The sequence below is a fragment of the Sphingopyxis sp. H053 genome (genome assembly GCF_001468225.1).
Lineage (GTDB): Bacteria > Pseudomonadota > Alphaproteobacteria > Sphingomonadales > Sphingomonadaceae > Sphingopyxis.
Map to the genome: position 1 here is coordinate 347,638 of NZ_LNRU01000002.1, position 16,814 is coordinate 364,451.

At 65.1% G+C, this 16,814-nt stretch carries 12 protein-coding genes; 9 read left to right on the top strand and 3 right to left on the bottom strand.

Translation table 11 applies throughout. From position 1 onward, the window contains the following. Position 1 precedes the first annotated feature (1 nt). Positions 2-3,052, top strand: coding sequence for a TonB-dependent receptor (locus ATE70_RS04805; protein ID WP_082639640.1), 3,051 nt, complete (start codon positions 2-4; stop codon positions 3,050-3,052). Between the two features lie 54 nt (positions 3,053-3,106). Here the strand turns inward: ATE70_RS04805 and ATE70_RS04810 are convergent, their stop codons facing one another. Together ATE70_RS04810 and ATE70_RS04815 are read right to left on the bottom strand one after the other, a co-directional pair. Continuing rightward, on the bottom strand, positions 3,107-3,706 hold the full coding sequence (locus ATE70_RS04810) for an NADPH-dependent FMN reductase (protein ID WP_058536794.1): 600 nt from the start codon (positions 3,704-3,706) through the stop codon (positions 3,107-3,109). Positions 3,707-3,717: 11 nt separating this feature from the next. After that, a complete protein-coding gene (locus ATE70_RS04815; RefSeq protein WP_058536795.1) occupies positions 3,718-4,482 on the bottom strand; it encodes a phytanoyl-CoA dioxygenase family protein in 765 nt (254 codons plus the stop codon). A 101-nt stretch (positions 4,483-4,583) separates the two neighbouring features. Between ATE70_RS04815 and ATE70_RS04820 the strand changes: the two genes are divergently transcribed. The 8 genes from ATE70_RS04820 (at position 4,584) to ATE70_RS04855 (ending at position 15,805) form a co-directional block, all read left to right on the top strand. After that, positions 4,584-5,504 (top strand): LysR substrate-binding domain-containing protein, encoded by a 921-nt coding sequence (locus ATE70_RS04820; protein ID WP_058806199.1) that lies wholly within the window; start codon positions 4,584-4,586, stop codon positions 5,502-5,504. 268 nt (positions 5,505-5,772) lie between these two features. After that, complete coding sequence (locus ATE70_RS04825; RefSeq protein WP_058536797.1) at positions 5,773-5,994, top strand: hypothetical protein; 222 nt, start codon at positions 5,773-5,775, stop codon at positions 5,992-5,994. 10 nt (positions 5,995-6,004) lie between these two features. Continuing rightward, positions 6,005-6,508, top strand: coding sequence for a Clp protease N-terminal domain-containing protein (locus ATE70_RS04830; protein ID WP_058537004.1), 504 nt, complete (start codon positions 6,005-6,007; stop codon positions 6,506-6,508). A gap of 417 nt (positions 6,509-6,925) precedes the next feature. Continuing rightward, the gene (locus ATE70_RS04835) at positions 6,926-9,256 is read left to right on the top strand and encodes a TonB-dependent receptor (protein WP_058536798.1); all 2,331 of its coding nucleotides are present in this window, start codon (positions 6,926-6,928) and stop codon (positions 9,254-9,256) included. 173 nt (positions 9,257-9,429) lie between these two features. Then, positions 9,430-11,439 (top strand): alpha-glucosidase, encoded by a 2,010-nt coding sequence (locus ATE70_RS04840; RefSeq protein ID WP_058536799.1) that lies wholly within the window; start codon positions 9,430-9,432, stop codon positions 11,437-11,439. Then, entirely contained in the window at positions 11,436-12,989 is a 1,554-nt protein-coding gene (locus tag ATE70_RS04845) for a glycerol-3-phosphate dehydrogenase/oxidase (protein ID WP_058536800.1), read from the top strand. Before ATE70_RS04840 ends, ATE70_RS04845 begins: the two co-directional genes overlap by 4 nt. A 1-nt stretch (position 12,990) precedes the next feature. Then, positions 12,991-14,394 carry an FAD-binding oxidoreductase gene (locus ATE70_RS04850; RefSeq protein WP_058536801.1) on the top strand — a complete coding sequence of 468 codons (1,404 nt, stop codon included), beginning with the start codon at positions 12,991-12,993 and terminating at the stop codon, positions 14,392-14,394. Next, the gene (locus tag ATE70_RS04855; protein WP_058536802.1) at positions 14,387-15,805 is read left to right on the top strand and encodes an FGGY family carbohydrate kinase; all 1,419 of its coding nucleotides are present in this window, start codon (positions 14,387-14,389) and stop codon (positions 15,803-15,805) included. Before ATE70_RS04850 ends, ATE70_RS04855 begins: the two co-directional genes overlap by 8 nt. A 134-nt stretch (positions 15,806-15,939) precedes the next feature. Here the strand turns inward: ATE70_RS04855 and ATE70_RS04860 are convergent, their stop codons facing one another. Continuing rightward, positions 15,940-16,776: a sugar phosphate isomerase/epimerase gene (locus ATE70_RS04860; RefSeq protein ID WP_058536803.1), complete on the bottom strand. Its 837-nt coding sequence runs from the start codon at positions 16,774-16,776 to the stop codon at positions 15,940-15,942. Positions 16,777-16,814 lie beyond the last annotated feature (38 nt).

Below are 16,814 nucleotides of genomic sequence, written 5' to 3' on the forward strand. Positions count from 1 at the left end.
GATGATTCGGGGCAGCATCGTTCGCGCATCGGGCGCCGGCAAAATGAACCTTGCGGCGGTGCTGCTCGGCACCACGGCACTGGCGATGCTGGGCACGCCGGCCTTTGCGCAGGACACCGCCGCGCAGGATAGCGCGACAGCGTCCGCGGATGACACGGGTGACGATGCGATTGTCGTGACGGGCATTCGCAGCTCCCTTGCAACCGCGCTGGGCGAAAAGCGCGCCACCGACAATATCGTCGAGGTCATCCAGGCCGAAGACATCGGCAAGCTGCCCGACCAGAACCTCGCCGAAGTGCTGGAAAATGTCACCGGGGTTCAGATCACCCGGCAAGCCGGGGTTGGCAACGCGGTGCAGATCCGCGGCACCGACGCGAACCGCACCGAAATCAACGGCGTTTCGACCGTGGGATCGGGCGCCGGCCGCTCGGGGATCAGCTTCGAAGATCTGCCCGCCGCACTGATCGCCTCGGTCGAGGTCACCAAGGTTCCAACCGCGCAGACGATCGAAGGGTCGGTCGGCGGCACGATCAATCTCCGCACGATCCGCCCGCTCGACCTCAAGGATCCGCTGATCGCCGCGCGCGCGCAAATGGAAAACAGCGACCTGTCGAAATCGACCTTGCCGCGCTTGTCGGCGACGCTCGGCAACCGGTGGGACACCGGCATCGGCGAAATCGGCATCGTCCTGAGCGGCAGCTATGCGCGGCAGGATGTCGCATCGTTCAAGCCGCGCGTCGACCGCGACGCGCTCGTTATGCCCGGCTCGGGCCCGAGCGCCGAAGCCTTCCCCTTCCTGCGCATCCAGTTCCTGCAACAGGGGCTCGAGAACTACGAATATGAGACGTACAACGGCACGGCCGCGCTCGAATGGAAACCGAATGACGATCTGAAATTCTATTTCGACGCGACGCTGAACAACCAGCGCCGCGGGCAGCAGAGCCACCGCGTCCAGATTTCGGGCACCGCGACGCCTTCGGTCGTCGATGCGATGAACAACACCGATTTCGAGACGGTCGATTTCGGGCGGCTCGACGGACCGAATGGCCCCATCGATCTGGGCAGCGTTCAGGCTGCGGTGGCCGGCACTATCGGCATCGGCGGCACGACCGGAAGCGTGATCGACCCGAATCTTCGGACGTCGAGCGACACCGGCGCGCGCGTCACCAAGAGCCGCGTCTTCGATCTGGGGATCGATTGGCAGGCGACCGACAATTTGAAGGTGCGCGCCGAAGTGTCGCTGTCGACCTCCAAATCCGATTTCCCGAACTTCTCGACGACGCTCGATTTCATCAATCCCAATGGCCCCCAGCCGGTGATCGGGCGCAGCATCGACAATGGCGTACCGATCGAATTCGACCTGCGCGGCGGCACGCTGCAATTCGGCATCGATCAGGCGAGCCCCTTTGCGCCGACGACGGCGCAATTGCTCGACCCCGCGAACTATCAGCTGCAGCAGGTCACGCAGGGCGCCAATTCGACCGACAATGAGGAAAGGGCGGCGCGCTTCGATTTCTCTTACGACACCACCAACCTCAACCCGTTCGTCACCTCGCTCGATTTCGGCTATCGCTGGAACCGGACATCGGCCGAGAACAGCGAATTTTCGAACAATGTCAGCCTGACCAACACAACCAGCGCGTGGAACCGGCCATCGGGCGACCTGTTTTCGGATGTCCTGATTCCGGGGCCCAGCAACTTCAATGCGGCCGACAAGCGCAGGCTCTATTTCCCCGATTTCCTGCTGATCGATGGCGGCCTGTCCTTCCGCGACCCGGCGAAGGTGCTGGAATCGCTGAACAAGGCAATCGCGGCGAGCAACGCTGCACGGACGCAGGGGCCCGCTGTCGCTTCGCTCGTCACGCCGACCGAATCCTTCGCGGGCTTCTTCAGCATCAAGGAAACGACAAACGCCGCCTATTTTCAGGCGAATATGGAAGGCGAAATCGCCGGCATGCCGGTGCGCGGCAATGCCGGTTTCCGCTGGCTGCACACCAAGCTGTCGTCGACGGGCAACAATATCGCGAACGGCACGGTGACCGGACAGACGGTCGCCAAAAGCTCGTACAATTTCCTGCTGCCGCGCTTCAGCCTCGTCCTCGAGCCGGCCGACAAGCTGCTCGTGCGTGCGGGCATCGCGCGCGACATTCGCCGCCCGAACTTCGACACGCTGTCGACGTCCTTTTCCTTCGGCACTGGCGCGAACACGCCGGTCGCGGTGGGCAACCCCGACCTCGTCCCCGAAGCGGTGTGGTCGTTCGACCTTTCGGGCGAATATTATTTCGCCCCGTCGAGCCTGATCAGCATCGGCTTCTTCCACAAGAGCCGCACGAACCTGTTCGCGCAGCGGCAGGAAGATCCGGCGCCCAACCTCGACGCCAACGGCAATCTCAATATCTCGATCGATCCGTCGTGCCCGGGCGGCGGCATCTATAATCCGATCGCCAACCGCAACATCAACAACCCGATCCAAGGGGTCGGCATCTGCGTCCCGCGCAGCTCGACCTTCAACGTTCCCGGAACCACGACGCAGACGGGTATCGAGGTCGCCTTCCAGCACGATCTGTCGGCATGGGAAGACACGCTCGGTTTCGCCTCGGGCTTCGGCTTCATCGGCAATTTCACCTATCAGAAGGCCGGCGGTTCGGCGCGCGAGTATCGCGTGGCCGACGGTCCGCGGACGGTGTTCACGCAGCTCGGATTTCCGGGTTCGCGCGACCTCATCTCGCTGACCAACCTGTCGAAATATGCTTATAATACGACGCTGTTCTACGACAAATACGGGCTGAACGCGCGCCTGCGCTACACGTGGCGCTCGAGCTATGTGTCGAACGATCCCTTCTTTTTCGGGCTGCCATTGATCAACGGAGCGCGCGGGCAGCTCAACGCCAGCATCAACTATGACATCACCGATAATATCAACGTCGGGGTCGAGGGCATCAACCTGCTGCGCGGCGACCAGAACCAGTATTGCGTGAACGACAAGGCGCTGCTCTGCTTCCAGGGCCTCACCGATCGCCGGATCACGGCCGGACTGAGCGTGAAGTTCTGATATGCTCCGTACGGACCGGAAGGCATCGCAAGGTGCCTCCCGGGACGGCGGACGTCAGGCCGTCAAGGCGGCCCTGCCCGCATCGGCATAAGCGCTCTTCATGCGCGCGAAGGTCACGACCTGTCCGGTCATGATGTCGAGTTGCGACGCGATACCCTGATCGGTCAGCATCCCGTCGGGGTCGAAGAGCGGCTGGCTGCTGTTCGCCGTGACCGCCATCGGTGTGGGCCAGCCGCGCAGCGCATGGGTGATCGATCGCATCGTCGCGAGCGTGCTGCCCGCAGCTTGCCATCCCCCCGCGACCGCAATGAGGCCAACCGCACGGCCATCGAAATAGGGCTGCGCGTCGGACACCAGATCCTGCACATAATCGAGCGCGTTCTTGACCACGCCCGACACGGTACCGTGATAGGCGGGCGAGGCGACGATGATACCGTCGGCCTCGCGCAGCGCGGCCATCAGCGCCTGCGCCTTCGAACAACGTTCGCTGCGGTGCGGGGCATACATGGGCAGGTCGATCGCTTCGCCAGCAAACAGCATCGTTTCGGCGCCCAACGCCTCGCAGCGCATCAGGGCGTGGCGGAGCAGACGTTCGGCCGAACCGCCGGCGGTCGCGTTGCCGCCGAGTGCGACGATGCAGGGGCGCGCGGTCATGGCAGTCTCCCTTAGTTGAAGGTCACCTGGCTGCCGCCGCGCAGGAAGGCGATCGCGTTGCGGCGGAGGTGATTGGTGCCGGGATTGAGGATTGGTTCGGGCGAATATTGCGCGAGATAGACGCGGCGCATGTTCGGGGTCGAATTCGATCCGGTCGCGTGGAGCGCAAGGCTGGAGAAGGCGACGACGCTGCCTGCCGGAACCTCGAGCGTCACGCCCTCGCTGTTGCCGGTGTAGCCCACGAGGTCGTTGCTGCCCGGCTGGCGGATGTGCGGGACGATGCCGCCCCGCGTTTCGGGGGCCTGCGAGAAAGGCAGGATGCGCACGGTGCCGTTCGCGACGGTGGTGTCGTCGAGCGTGCACCAGCAGGTGAGGTACGGCTTGTGATCCACCGGGCCGCCGTTGCCGACGACATAGCCCGAATCCTGGTGCCAGCTGAACGGCATGCCTTCGCTCGCGCCCTTCACGACATATTGGTCGTAGAAGAAATAGGCGTCGTCGCCGAGCGTCGCGCGGCAGATGTCGGCCATCGTTTCGCTGAACAGCATCTTGCGGAGATCGGGTTGCTGGCGCTGGCATTCGCCGGCGAAATAGCGCTTGCCCTTGTGGCTGATGCCGTCGACTTCGACGCCGAGGCTGTCGAGGCGCGCGTCTTCGCGGTCGATGACGCGGCCGCATTCCGCGCGCAGCAGGTCGAGCAGCGGTCCTTCGAGGATGCGTTCGAACACGGCATAGCCTTCGGTGGCGAATTGTTCGCGCTGGGCCGAGAAATCCATCTTCACTCTCCGTATCTTTTCGATCTTCACGCATATCGCAGAGGTCAGCCATCGTATCCAATCGAATTGCATCGCGCGATCATACGTCTATACTATGACCGATGCGAATGAGACAGGTCGAGGCGTTTCGCGCCGTGATGATGAGCGGGGGCATTACGGCCGCCGCGACGATGCTGAATATCAGCCAGCCGTCGGTGAGCCGGCTGATCGCCGATATGGAGCGCGCGGTGGGCTTTCGCCTCTTCGACCGGCGCGGCGCGCGCGTGCACCCGACCGCGCAGGCGCAGGCGCTGTATGAGGCGGTGCGGCGGAGTTATGCGGGGCTCGACCTGCTCGATCAGGCGGCGCGGCGCATTCGCGCGCATCCGGTTGGGACGGTGCGCATCGCGGCGCTCGCGGCGATCGCGATGGCGATCCTGCCCGCGGTGATCGCGCGCTTCCGCATCCTCTATCCCGACATCAAGATCATCGTCGAATCGCTCGGCCAGCGCGCGATCGAGGAGCGCGTCTTCCTGGGGCAGGCGGATCTTGGCGTCGGGGTCGATATGCAGGGGCGCGAAGGCATCAGGTCGACGCCGCTCGCGCGCGCCGAATATGTGTGCATCCTGCCCGCCAACCACCCGCTCGCGGCGCGCGAACGGCTGGAGATCGCCGATCTGGCGGGCGAGGAGTTTGTCGGCCCGATGCACGAGGCCGATGCGCTGTGGACCGGCATCGACACCGCGCTGGAAGAATCGGGCATCAGCGTATCGCGGCGGCTGGAGACGCAGCATTCGCAGATATTATATGCCTTCGTCGAAGCCGGGCTGGGCGTGACGATCGCCGAGCCGTTCAGTGCGCCGCGTTTCCACCGCTTGGGCGTCGCGGTCCGCCCGATTTCCCCGCCGGTGTATCTCGATTTCGCGTTGCTTGAGCCCGATATCGGGCCGACGCCCGAGATTGTGGCGTGGCTCAACGCCGACGTGGCGCGTGAAACGGAAGCGTGTCTGGCGCATGTGAAGCGGGTGGTGGCGTCGAAATAGCCGGTCGCACGAAAGTCTGCGCATGGGCGGTATGGGTTAGAAAACGGTCGTAGCGTCCTTGTCCTTCGTCATCCCGGACTTGATCCGGGATCCCGCTTCTTGAGGTATCAACTGGCTTGGACCTCAAGCGGGACCCCGGATCAAGTCCGGGTGACGAGAGTGTGGGGTCCGCAAACGGTCGTCAGCAGACATGCCGACGGCAAAAGGCTATCGCAAGCCGCCGTCAACTTTTGTTGACACCGCCCAAATCGTCAACTAAAGTTGACGCATGATCGACCCGCACGAGATTGTCGTTCCGACCGACCCTGACGAAGCGCTCGCCGCGGTCGTCGCCTTGCGCCGGCTGGCGGACCACATCGAACGCGAGGCCGTCCACTCGGCCCTGCACCAGGGCTGGTCGTGGTCGCGGATCGCCCAAGCCCTCGGGATCAGCAAACAGGCGGCGCACAAGCGACTTTCGGACGTCGCGGCAAACCATGGTTCTGCATAAGGAAATTGCGATGTTCCAGGCAATCAGATCGAAGCTCGACAATATGAGCACCATCAAGCGTCTTTGCGAACGGGCGGAAACCTACGCCTTGCAGGACCAGCAGCGCGAACCGGGGGCCGAGCATTTCCTGCTGGCGGCGCTCGACCTGCCCGACGGCACCGCGCGCCTCGCCTTCGAGCAGGCGGGTGTGGAGCCCGACGCGCTGCGACCCGCGATCGAACGGCAATATGCCGATGCGCTTCGCTCGATCGGCCTGAAAGCCGACATAGTGGCCGGCGCGCCGATGCCGGCAAATCCCGGCGTCTATCAGACGACATCCTCAGGCCGGGAAATCATGCAGGAACTGGCCGCCACCCGGAAGGATCACAGCCCGCTGCTCGGTGCCCATGTCGTCGGAATTGTCGCAGCCATGCCGCATGGCGTGGCGGCGCGCGCGCTCCGTGCTCTGGGTGTCGATCCGGTCGTCCTTAAATCGGCAGCGGATGCGGTCGCCGAAGCCAGCCCCATCCGCTGAGCCCGGGCGCCTTGCTGCCGGAAAGTGGGCGCGATCCAAGTCATAGCATTTGGACATAATCTACCGACATTTCTCGATTAGACTGCAATGATTTTGACGCGCATCCCTAGGGCGGCTGATGGGCATGGCGCCTTTCAGCCGATTCGAGGCCGCGCGCGACAAAGGTTCGCGGCCCGATGTCGAAGCGGACGCACGATCCGCGATGACAAGGGAAGGGTTGCCGATGACAGGGCCGACACCAGATCAGAGCGCAGCAGCCTGCGCCTTACGCTGTCCCGCAAGCCATAGCATTCGGACATGGCATCGCGACATTTCTCTATTGGACCACAAAAATAATTGCGCGCATGGGTCGGCTCGTAATTGTCAATTGAATTAATTGACATACCCGACGGCAGCGCATCAAGGGAGGATCTGAATATGGTTTCGTCGAAAGCCAAAGCCTATCTGACAATCACGACGGCCTTGGGAATGGCGCTGATCGCCGCCCCCGCCGCAGCCCAGGACGCCGCCGCGCCGGCCCCGGCCGAAGCCGACGCGCCCTTCGCATCGACCGACATCATCGTCACCGCGCAGAAGCGCGAACAGAATCTGCAGGACGTGCCGGTCGCGATCTCGGTCGTGTCGGGCGCGCAGCTCGAACGCTCGAACGTCAATTCGGCCGAACAATTGTTTCAGCGCGTGCCCACGCTGACCTTCCGCAAGGGCAACACCAACAAGGACTCCGCGCTCTCAATCCGCGGCGTCGGCACGATCAGCTTCTCGTCGGGTGTCGAGCCGTCGGTGTCGACGGTAATCGACGGCGTCGTCTATGCGCGCACCGGCCAGCAGACGTCGGACTTCCTCGACGTCGAGCGCATCGAAGTGCTGCGCGGCCCGCAAGGCAGCCTGTTCGGCAAGAATGCCAGCGCCGGCGTGATCAACATCGTGTCGCGCGAGCCCGGCAACGAGCTGGGCGGTTATGTCGACGCGGCCTGGTACGAGGGCAATGAATATCGCATCCGCGGCAGCATCGGCGGCCCGCTCGGCGACGGCATCCGCGCCTCGCTCACCGGTTTCTGGTCGCAATATGACGGCAACGCCCGCAACGTGTTCAACAACCACAAGGTCAATGGGTACGAACATTGGGGCGTGCGCGGCAAACTGATCGCCGAGCCGACCGACAATCTGAAGATCACGCTGATCGCCGATTATTCGAAGAACAGCGACAATGGTTTTGCCGACAGCATCGGCACCGTCTTCCCCTCGGCGTTCAACAACGCGGTGTTCATCCCGAGCCTCGCGCCGCTGGTGCTCGACGGCAAGAACAAGGATATCGACAACGACCTCGATCCCTATACCAAGGACAAGAACAGCGGCGTTTCGGGGCAGATCGACCTCGACCTCGGCGGGGTTACGCTGACCTCGATCACCGCCTATCGCCACTGGTATAATTTCCAGCAGCGCGACGGCGATTTCCGGTCGGACGCGCCGCGCTATGTCAACACCGGCACCGCGGCGGGCGACGTGCGTTCGCACGACCGCGGCGACCTGAAGTTCGACCAGTTCACACAGGAGTTGCGCATCGCGTCGGCCAATCCGCAATTCTTCGAATATGTTGCGGGGCTCTATTATTACCACACGAAGGAAGTCGATTTCTTCAACCGCACGGTGACCGCCTGCACCGCGTCGACGCTGCCGACCGTCGGCGGGCTGACGCCGTGCGCGGCGGGGTCGTCGACCTTTGTCACCAACGAAGGCAACGCCGATTTCACGACCAAGCTGACGAGCTATTCGGCCTTCGGTCAGGGCACGCTCAACTTCACCGACGCATTCCGCGGCATCCTCGGGCTGCGTTATACCGAGGACAAGGTGAGCTATGATTTTGCGCGCCGCTCGACCTCGCTCGCGGCCTTCTCCGGCGTGAACCCGGCGTTCGCTTCGGCGGGGTCGATCAAGGACAATGGCTGGTCGGGCAATGCCGGCCTGCAGTACGACGTGACCGACGACGTCGTCGCCTATACGACGTATACGCGCGGCTATAAGGGGCCGGCGCTCAACGTATTTTTCAACATGCTGGCGCGCGACACCGGCCGCATCGATCCCGAAAAGTCGGACGCCTATGAAGTCGGCCTCAAGACCCGACTGTTCGATCGCCGCCTGACGCTGAACCTCGCGGGCTTCTATGCCAAGTACGACAATTATCAGGCGAACTTCCTCGACATCGTCGCGGGGCAGGTCGTCACGCGCCTGACCAATGCGGGGACGGTGTCGACGCGCGGTATCGAGATGGATTTCAACGCCGCGATCACCGACGATTTCTCGCTGTCGGGCGGGTTCAACTACACCGACGCGCATATCAACGAGTTCATCTGCCCGCCGGGCGCCGCGGTGACCTGCGCCGCCGCGATCAACGGCAAGCCTTTGCCCTTTGCGCCGAAGTATAAGGGGACGGTGACGATGGACTGGCGCCTGCCGCTCAATATCGACGGGTTCAACGTCGATCTGAACAGCTCGCTTGTCTATCAGAGCCGCACGCAGTTCGACATCAACCAGAACCCCAATGCGTTCCAGAGCGCCTATGCAATCTGGGATGCCGGGATCAAGGTGAGCACCGACGACGACAAATACAGCCTGTCGTTCATCGCCAAGAACCTGACCGACAAGCAGTTCGTGATCCAGCGCATCCCGAACGGGACGAGCTTCATGCGCCAGATCACGCCGCGCGATGCCGAGCGTTATTTCGGGGTGACCGCGCGGATGAATTTCTGACGATAAATCCTCCCTGTGGCGAAGCCATGGGGAGGTGGCAGCGGCTTTAGCCGCGGACGGAGGGGTTCTGGCGCTAACGTCGCGGCCCCTCCACCACGCCCTGCGGGCGCGGTCCCCCTCCCCATCGCTTCGCGACAGGGAGGATTGTATGGCTAGTGCGAAAGGATCTCCCCATGGCGCTCGATGCGCTCGACACCGGCTTTGCGCTCCGCCTCGGCGGGCAGACGATCCTGACGCATAGTGCAGGGTCGCCCTGTTTCTTCGTCGGGCGCGGTGTGCCGCATGTTCATTCGAAACTCGGCCATTTCGATGTGGCGCAGGAGGTGATCGAGCGGATCGCGCTGGGGCATGTCGAGGCCGATGGCGATATGGTGCGCTTTGCCGAAAGCGTGGGCGCGCGCTGGCTGCTCGAAGCGACGGTTTCGGGTGACGGCGACGATGCGGTGATCGCGCTGAAGGCGCTCGACCCGGCGCTCAACCGGCTGTGGCTGCGCGTGCCCGCCGAGGCGGGCGAGCATGTGTGGGGGGGCGGCGAGCAATTCTCCTACTTCGACCTCAGGGGCCGGCATTTCCCGCTCTGGTCGAGCGAGCCCGGCGTCGGGCGCGATCCAGCCTCGCCTTTGTTCCAGCAGGTCGAGGCGCATCGCAAGGGTGGCGGCGGCAGCTATGCCCACACCAACTATCCGCAGCCGACCTTTATCAGCTCGCGGCGTTATGCGCTGCATGTCGACAGCTTTGCCTATGCGGCGTTCGATTTCCGCGAGCGGGATTTTCACGAGGTCGAGGTTTGGGAAATCCCGGCAAGGATCGAGCTGTGGGCGCGGCCGCGTTTTGCCGGGCTGGTTTCGGCGCTATCGGACCGTTTCGGGCGCCAGCCGCCGCTGCCCGAATGGCTGCTGAAGGGTGCGGTGATCGGGCTGAAGGACGGCGACAACAGTTTTGCGCGATTGAAGGCTTACGAGGATGCCGGGGTCGCGGTGTCGGGGCTGTGGTGCGAGGACTGGGTGGGCTTGCGCATCACCAGCTTCGGCAATCGGCTGTTCTGGGACTGGCAGTGGAATGCCGACCGCTATCCTGAGCTGCCCGCGCGGATCGCCGAACTGAAGGAACGCGGCATTCGCTTTCTCGGCTATGTGAATCCTTATCTGGCGGTCGACGGGCCGCTCTATGCCGAGGCGGCGGCGCAGGGGTTCATGGTGATGCATCCCGAGAAGGACGAGCCCTATGTGATCGACTTCGGCGAGTTCGATTGCGGGCATGTCGATTTCACCAATCCCGATGCCGTCGCATGGTTCGCCGACACGATCATCGGCGAGAAGATGATCGATTTCGGGCTGTCGGGCTGGATGGCCGACTTCGGCGAATATCTGCCGGTCGATGTCCGGCTGGCGAATGGCGAGAGCGGGATGACCGCGCACAATCGCTGGCCCGCTTTGTGGGGCGAAGTCAATGCGAAGGGCATCGCCGGGCGCGGGCAGACGGGCGAGATGATGGTGTTCATGCGCTCGGGCGCGGCCGGCGTGCAAGGCCATTGCCCGATGCTGTGGGCGGGCGATCAGGCGGTCGATTTTTCGCGGCACGACGGGATCGGCACAGTGATTTGCGCGGCACTGTCGGCGGGGATGCTGGGCAACGCGCATCATCACAGCGACTGCGGCGGTTACACGAGCCTGTTCGACACCACGCGCGATACCGAACTCGCGATGCGCTGGGCCGAGATGTCGGCGTTTACGTCGATGATGCGCACGCACGAGGGCAACCGGCCGCGGCAGAATGTGCAATATGACGATGACCCGGAGTTGCTCGCACATTTTGCGAAAATGACGCGGATCTATGCGCATCTGGCGCCCTATTTGCGGCGGCTGTCGCACGAGGCGTCGGAGACGGGACTGCCGGTGCAGCGGCCGCTATTCCTGCATTTCGAGGAGGATCCGCAGACCTATGCGATCCAGACCGCTTATCTGCTCGGACCCGATCTGCTCGTCGCGCCGGTGATCGCGGCGGGGAAGAGCGAGTGGACGACCTATCTGCCCGCGGGGCCCGAGTGGGTGCATGTCTGGTCGGGGCAGACTTACGCAGGCGGTAGCGATGTAACGGTGGCGGCGCCGTTCGGCGAGCCGCCGGTATTTTACCGCGCGGAGTCGGCGGATGCGGCATTGTTTGGCGGGATCGTCGCCGCGTGACCGATACCGCGCTCGATGCGCGGCGGCGCGCGGAGGTTTTCGCTGAGCTGGAAGCCCGGACGTTCGACCTCGCGGTGATCGGCGGCGGAATTACCGGCGCGGGGATCGCGCGCGATGCGGCGATGCGCGGGCTGGCGGTCGCGCTGGTCGAAGCGCGCGACTATGCGAGCGGGACGAGCAGCCGGTCGTCGAAGATGATCCATGGCGGCCTCCGCTATCTGGCGCAGGGCGACATCGCGCTGGTCAAGGAAGCGGCGTCGGAGCGGCAGATTTTGCGGCGGATCGCGCCGCACCTGACGCGACTGTCGCCCTTTCTGATCCCGACGACGAACATGGCGATGACCGCGAAGCTGCGCACGGGCCTCTGGACCTTCGAGAAATTGGGCGGGGTGCCCGAGGCCGAAAAGCATGAGGTGATCGGGCTGGCGGAACTGCAGCGCCGCGAGCCGTTGATGCGCACCGACCGGCTCAACGGCGCGGTGCTGTACCCCGAGTTCCTGACCGACGATGCACGGCTGGTGCTGGCCAATGTGCGGAGTGCGCAGGGTGCCGGAGCGGTGGTGGTGAACCATGCGGCGGCGTCGGAGCTGACTAGTGACGGGCTGGTGGCGACGTCGACGCTCGATGACGGGCTGGGCGCGCGGATCAAGGCGAAGCTGGTGGTGAACGCAGCGGGCGCGTGGGTCGACAAGGTGCGCGGGCTCGAGGCGGGCGAGAGCGACACGCGCATGTCGCTGAGCCGCGGTATCCACCTGGTGCTGCCGCGCGAGCGGCTGCCGATCAATTCGACGCTGATCATCCGCGCGCCCGACAAGCGCAGCATCTTTGCGGTGCCGCGCGGGGCGTTCACTTATGTCGGCACGACCGACGTGTTCCACGACGGCGCCGATTACTGGCCCACGCCGACGCGCGAGGACATCGACTATCTGCTGCGCGCGACCGAGGCGGCGCTGACCATCGATCCGATCCGCGATGCCGAGATCGTGTCTTTGTGGTCGGGGGTGCGGCCGCTGATCGCGCAGCCGGGGAAGAAGGCGAACGAGGTGTCGCGCAAGGACGAGATATGGACTTCGCCGGGCGGGCTGGTGTCGATCGCGGGCGGGAAACTCAGCGCGTATCGCGCGATGGCCGAGCGCGTCGTCGATCTGGTGGTCGAGCGGCTGGGCACGACCGCCCTGCCCTGTTCGACCGCCGATGCGACATTGCCGGGCGGATCGCGCGCGGTGCAGCTGGACGGGCTCGATCCGCTGGCCGCCGAGCGGCTGGCGGGGCTTTATGGCGACGAGGCGAACGAGATATTGATCGCGGGCGGCGATGTCGCTGCCGAGGCGGTGCGCGCGGTGACGCATGAGGGCGCCGCCACCCTCGAAGATTATTGGGTGCGGCGGAGCGCGCGCGCCTGGTTCGACCATGGCGCGGGCCTCGCCGCGCTGGCGCCCGCCGCCGAGGCGATGGGCGCGTTGCTCGGCTGGGATGACGCGATGAAGGCAGCGCAGATCGCGCATTGCCGCCGGATTAACGATGAGAGCCGCAGGCTTTTGGGAGAGTGAGATGCGTTCGATAACCGAAGCCCTTGTCAGCATGATCGGCGCCGACCGCGTCGCGAGCGACGCCGAGGCGCTCAACGCGCGGCGTTACGACCAGTGGGCGGTCAAGCATCTGCGCGACTGGCGCGGTGAAGCAGTGCCCGCACCGGGCTGCGTCGTGCGGCCGCAGTCGGTCGAGGATGTGCAGAAGGTCGTGCGCCTCGCCGCCGAGAAACGCGTGCCGCTGATCCCCTTTGGCCTTGGCAGCGGGGTGTGCGGCGGGATCGAGCCGACGCCGGATGCGATCCTGCTCGACATGAGCGCCATGAACCGCGTCCGGTATATCGACAGCGACGATCTGCTCGCGAGCTTCGATGCGGGCCTCAACGGTATGGAGGCCGAGGAGGCGGTCGCGGCGCACGGGCTGACGATCGGGCACTGGCCGCAGTCGATCGCGATCAGCAGCGTCGGCGGCTGGGTGGCGACGCGCGCGTCGGGACAGTTTTCGACCGCTTATGGCAATATCGAGGACATCATCCATTCGATCGAGGCGGTGCTGCCGAACGGCGAACTGGTGACGCTCGGAAAGGCGGTGCGCGCCGCAGCCGGACCCGACCTCCGCCACCTGTTGATGGGTGCCGAGGGGACGATGGGCGTCATCACCGGGGTGACTTTCTCGCTGCGTGCGAAAGCGCCGCACCGCGATTACAGCATCTTCTACGCCGACGATATGCGCGCCGGGTTCGAGGCGCAGCGTCAGGTCGTGCGTGCCGATTGGCGCCCGCCGGTGATGCGTCAATATGACGGGCGCGAGGTGCGGCGGCTGTTCCGCGACTATGAGCGCAACGGCAAGGCGATGCTGTTGATGGTGCATGAGGGGCCGAAGGCGCGGGTCGACGTCGAACTGGCGGCGATGCATGAGATTTGCGGCGCGGCGGGCCTTGAAGCGGGCGATCCGATGGCGGCGAAGCAGTGGATCGAGCGGCGCAACCATGTGCCGAGCTGGCGCGACATGTTCGAGCGCGGCTATGTCGCCGACACGGTCGAGATTTCGGGGCGCTGGAGCGAGATCGGCGCAATCTATGACGCCAGCATCGCGGCGCTCAACGAAATTCCCGGCGTAATCAACGCGTCGGCGCACAGCAGCCACGTGTACCGGTCGGGGATCAACCTCTATTTCAGCTTCGCCGCGACCTTTGAGGACAGCGCGAAGATGGAGCCCGCCTATTTCGCCGGCTGGCGCGCGATCATGGAAGCGACCGCCAAGCATGGCGGCGGCGTCGCGCACCATCATGGCGCGGGACGCCTGCGCAAGCCGTATCTGCACCATGATCTGGGCGAGAGCGGCGTCGTGTTGCTGCGGCGGTTGAAGAATTGCCTCGACCCCGAGGGGATCATGAACCCGGGCAATCTGATACCCGATGCCTGAGCTGTTGCTCGCGCTCGACGCGGGCACGACGGGCGCCCGCGCCATGCTGGTTAATCCGGCGGGCGCGGTGCTGGGCGTCGACAAACGGGCGATCGCGAGCCACTTCCCTGCTCCGGGGTTTGTCGAGCAGGACGCGGCCGAAGTCTGGACCATCTGCCGCACGGTGATCGAGGGCGCGCTGACGGCGGCGGGGCGCAGCATCGCCGATGTCGCGGCGATCGGGGTGACGACGCAGCGCGCGAGTATCGTGTTGTGGGACCGGGCCACGGGTGAGCCGGTCGCGCCGATGCTCGTGTGGAGCGATCTGCGCGGGATGGAGGAATTTAGGGCGCTGCGGGCGGCGGGGTTCACCGGATGGCCACAGGTGCCTTCGGCGAAGCTGCCCGCGGCGATTGCGCTGTCGGGGCGCGATCCCAAAGATCTGCAATGGGGCACGCTCGACAGCTGGCTGACCTACAAACTGAGCGGCGCGCATGTGACCGATGCCTCGGCGGCTTGGCTGACGGGCTATTATGACTATGCGAAGGGCAGCGGGTGGGATGCGGCGTTGCTCGCGCACCAGAAACTGCCCCCGACGATGTTTCCGGCGCAGGTCGACAGCTGGGGTGCGATAGCGGAGAGCGATCCCGCGGTGATCGGCGCGCAGGTGCCGATCACCGCGCTGATCGCCGATCAGGAGGCTGCAATGGTCGCGCATGGCGCGCTGGAGCGCGGCGACTGGAAGGCGACCTATGGCACGTCGGGCGTGCTGATGGCGGGGACCGGCGATGCGCCCGAGACGATCCACAACAGCATGCCCGCCGAGGCACTGGCCTTTGCGGGCGGGAGGGCGCGCTTCTGCGTCGAGGGCATGGTGATCACCACCGGATCGATGATCGAGTGGCTGTGCGGCGGGCTCGGCCTGTTTGCGTCGCCCGCGGCGATGGAAGCGGCGGCGGCTTCGGTCGCCGATGCGGGCAAGGTCGTGGTGCGGCCGTCGCTCGCCGGGATGGGCGCGCCGCATGGGCTATTCGAGGCGCGCGGTCTGATCGCGGGGCTGAGCTTTGCCGACGGGCCGGGGCAGGTCGCGCGCGCGGCGTTGCAGGGTATCGCATTCCGCTTTCGCGAGATCGCCGATGTGATTGCCGACGCCTTGCCGGTCCCGGAGGCGCTGCCCGTCGCGGGCGGGCTGTCGGCGAGCGATACGCTGATGCAGTTGCAGGCCGACGCGCTGCAGCGACCGGTGCGGCGCCATGCGGTACGCGAAGCGAGCGCCTATGGCGCTGCGCTGGCGGCGGGGATGGGCGCGGGACTGTTCGGCGAGAGCGATCTGAAGCGGCTGGCGCGATACGATGCCGAGTTTCTGCCGAAGGTCGGGCGCGATGAGGTCGATGCGGCGTTCGCGCGCTGGCGGGATGCGGTGGCGGTGTGATGCCTGCCCTTCCCTGTGCCCCTGCGAAGGCAGGGGCCCATCACCTGAGCTATCATCCCTCCGGCAACGTCGGCTTGGCAACGAAAGATTCGGTGATGGGCCCCTGCCTTCGCAGGGGCACGGTAGTATTGAAGTTAGGAACCGCTCACCTCGCTCCACAGCCCCCGCACGATGTCGCGCATGCGCTGCGCCTCGTCCCAGCGGTTCGTCAGTTCGCGGCCGTCGGGCGCAGTGATCGCGTAAGGTGGAGGCCCGAGTTCGCACATGAAGGTCAGCGCGTCGCCCGCGCGCGCCTGTTCGAGCCAGAGTTCGAAGCCGCGGCGCCACCAGGCGATATGCTGGTCGCGCCAGCCCGCGTGCTGCGGCGCATCGAGCGCGACCTGTACCTGATGCGTCGTCGAGACGCGGCCGTGGAAATTATGGCTCCCCTGCAGGATCGTCTCGATCGCCGCGAGCTGGTCGCCCGAAAGCGGCAGTTCCATCTCGCCGGCGACGGGATAGTGCGACAGGTCGGCGGTAAGCGGCAGGCCGGGGCGTTCCTCGATCAATTGCAGCGTGAAGAGCAAATCGTTGGTGAGACGGCCGCGGTGGGTTTCGAACCAGACCGGGAGCGGCGCATCCTTCGCCGCAGCGACGAGGCTGTCGATCAGGCGCAGCGCGGCGCGGAAATCGGCGGTCGGGCCGGCGATCTGGACGTTGAGGTGATGCGCGCCGAGACGGTGGGCTTCGCCGATCCAGTGGGTGAGCTGGTCGGCGTCGTGGACGAGCACCTGCCCTTCCCATGCGAGGCCGAGCGGGTTCATCACGCGCGCGACGCCGTCGGTGCGCGCGGTGCGTGCGAGGTTGACGCCGACGCCGTCGAAGCCCGCGGCAACGACCTGGCCGAGCGCTTCGTCGAGGCGGTTTTCGATGTCGAAACCGGGGCATTTGTCGAGGCCCCAGACCGATTGAAGAACGAGCAATTCGGGCAACGGTTTTCCTTTCAGACAACGCTGTCATATCGCGTCGG

Coding starts and splice junctions, on each gene's coding strand:
- ATE70_RS04805 (WP_082639640.1), top strand. CDS start 2: ATGATTCGGGGCAGCATCGTTCGCGCATCGGGCGCCGGCAAAATGAAC.
- ATE70_RS04810 (WP_058536794.1), bottom strand. CDS start 3,706: ATGACCGCGCGCCCCTGCATCGTCGCACTCGGCGGCAACGCGACCGCC.
- ATE70_RS04815 (WP_058536795.1), bottom strand. CDS start 4,482: ATGGATTTCTCGGCCCAGCGCGAACAATTCGCCACCGAAGGCTATGCC.
- ATE70_RS04820 (WP_058806199.1), top strand. CDS start 4,584: ATGCGAATGAGACAGGTCGAGGCGTTTCGCGCCGTGATGATGAGCGGG.
- ATE70_RS04825 (WP_058536797.1), top strand. CDS start 5,773: ATGATCGACCCGCACGAGATTGTCGTTCCGACCGACCCTGACGAAGCG.
- ATE70_RS04830 (WP_058537004.1), top strand. CDS start 6,005: ATGTTCCAGGCAATCAGATCGAAGCTCGACAATATGAGCACCATCAAG.
- ATE70_RS04835 (WP_058536798.1), top strand. CDS start 6,926: ATGGTTTCGTCGAAAGCCAAAGCCTATCTGACAATCACGACGGCCTTG.
- ATE70_RS04840 (WP_058536799.1), top strand. CDS start 9,430: ATGGCGCTCGATGCGCTCGACACCGGCTTTGCGCTCCGCCTCGGCGGG.
- ATE70_RS04850 (WP_058536801.1), top strand. CDS start 12,991: ATGCGTTCGATAACCGAAGCCCTTGTCAGCATGATCGGCGCCGACCGC.
- ATE70_RS04855 (WP_058536802.1), top strand. CDS start 14,387: ATGCCTGAGCTGTTGCTCGCGCTCGACGCGGGCACGACGGGCGCCCGC.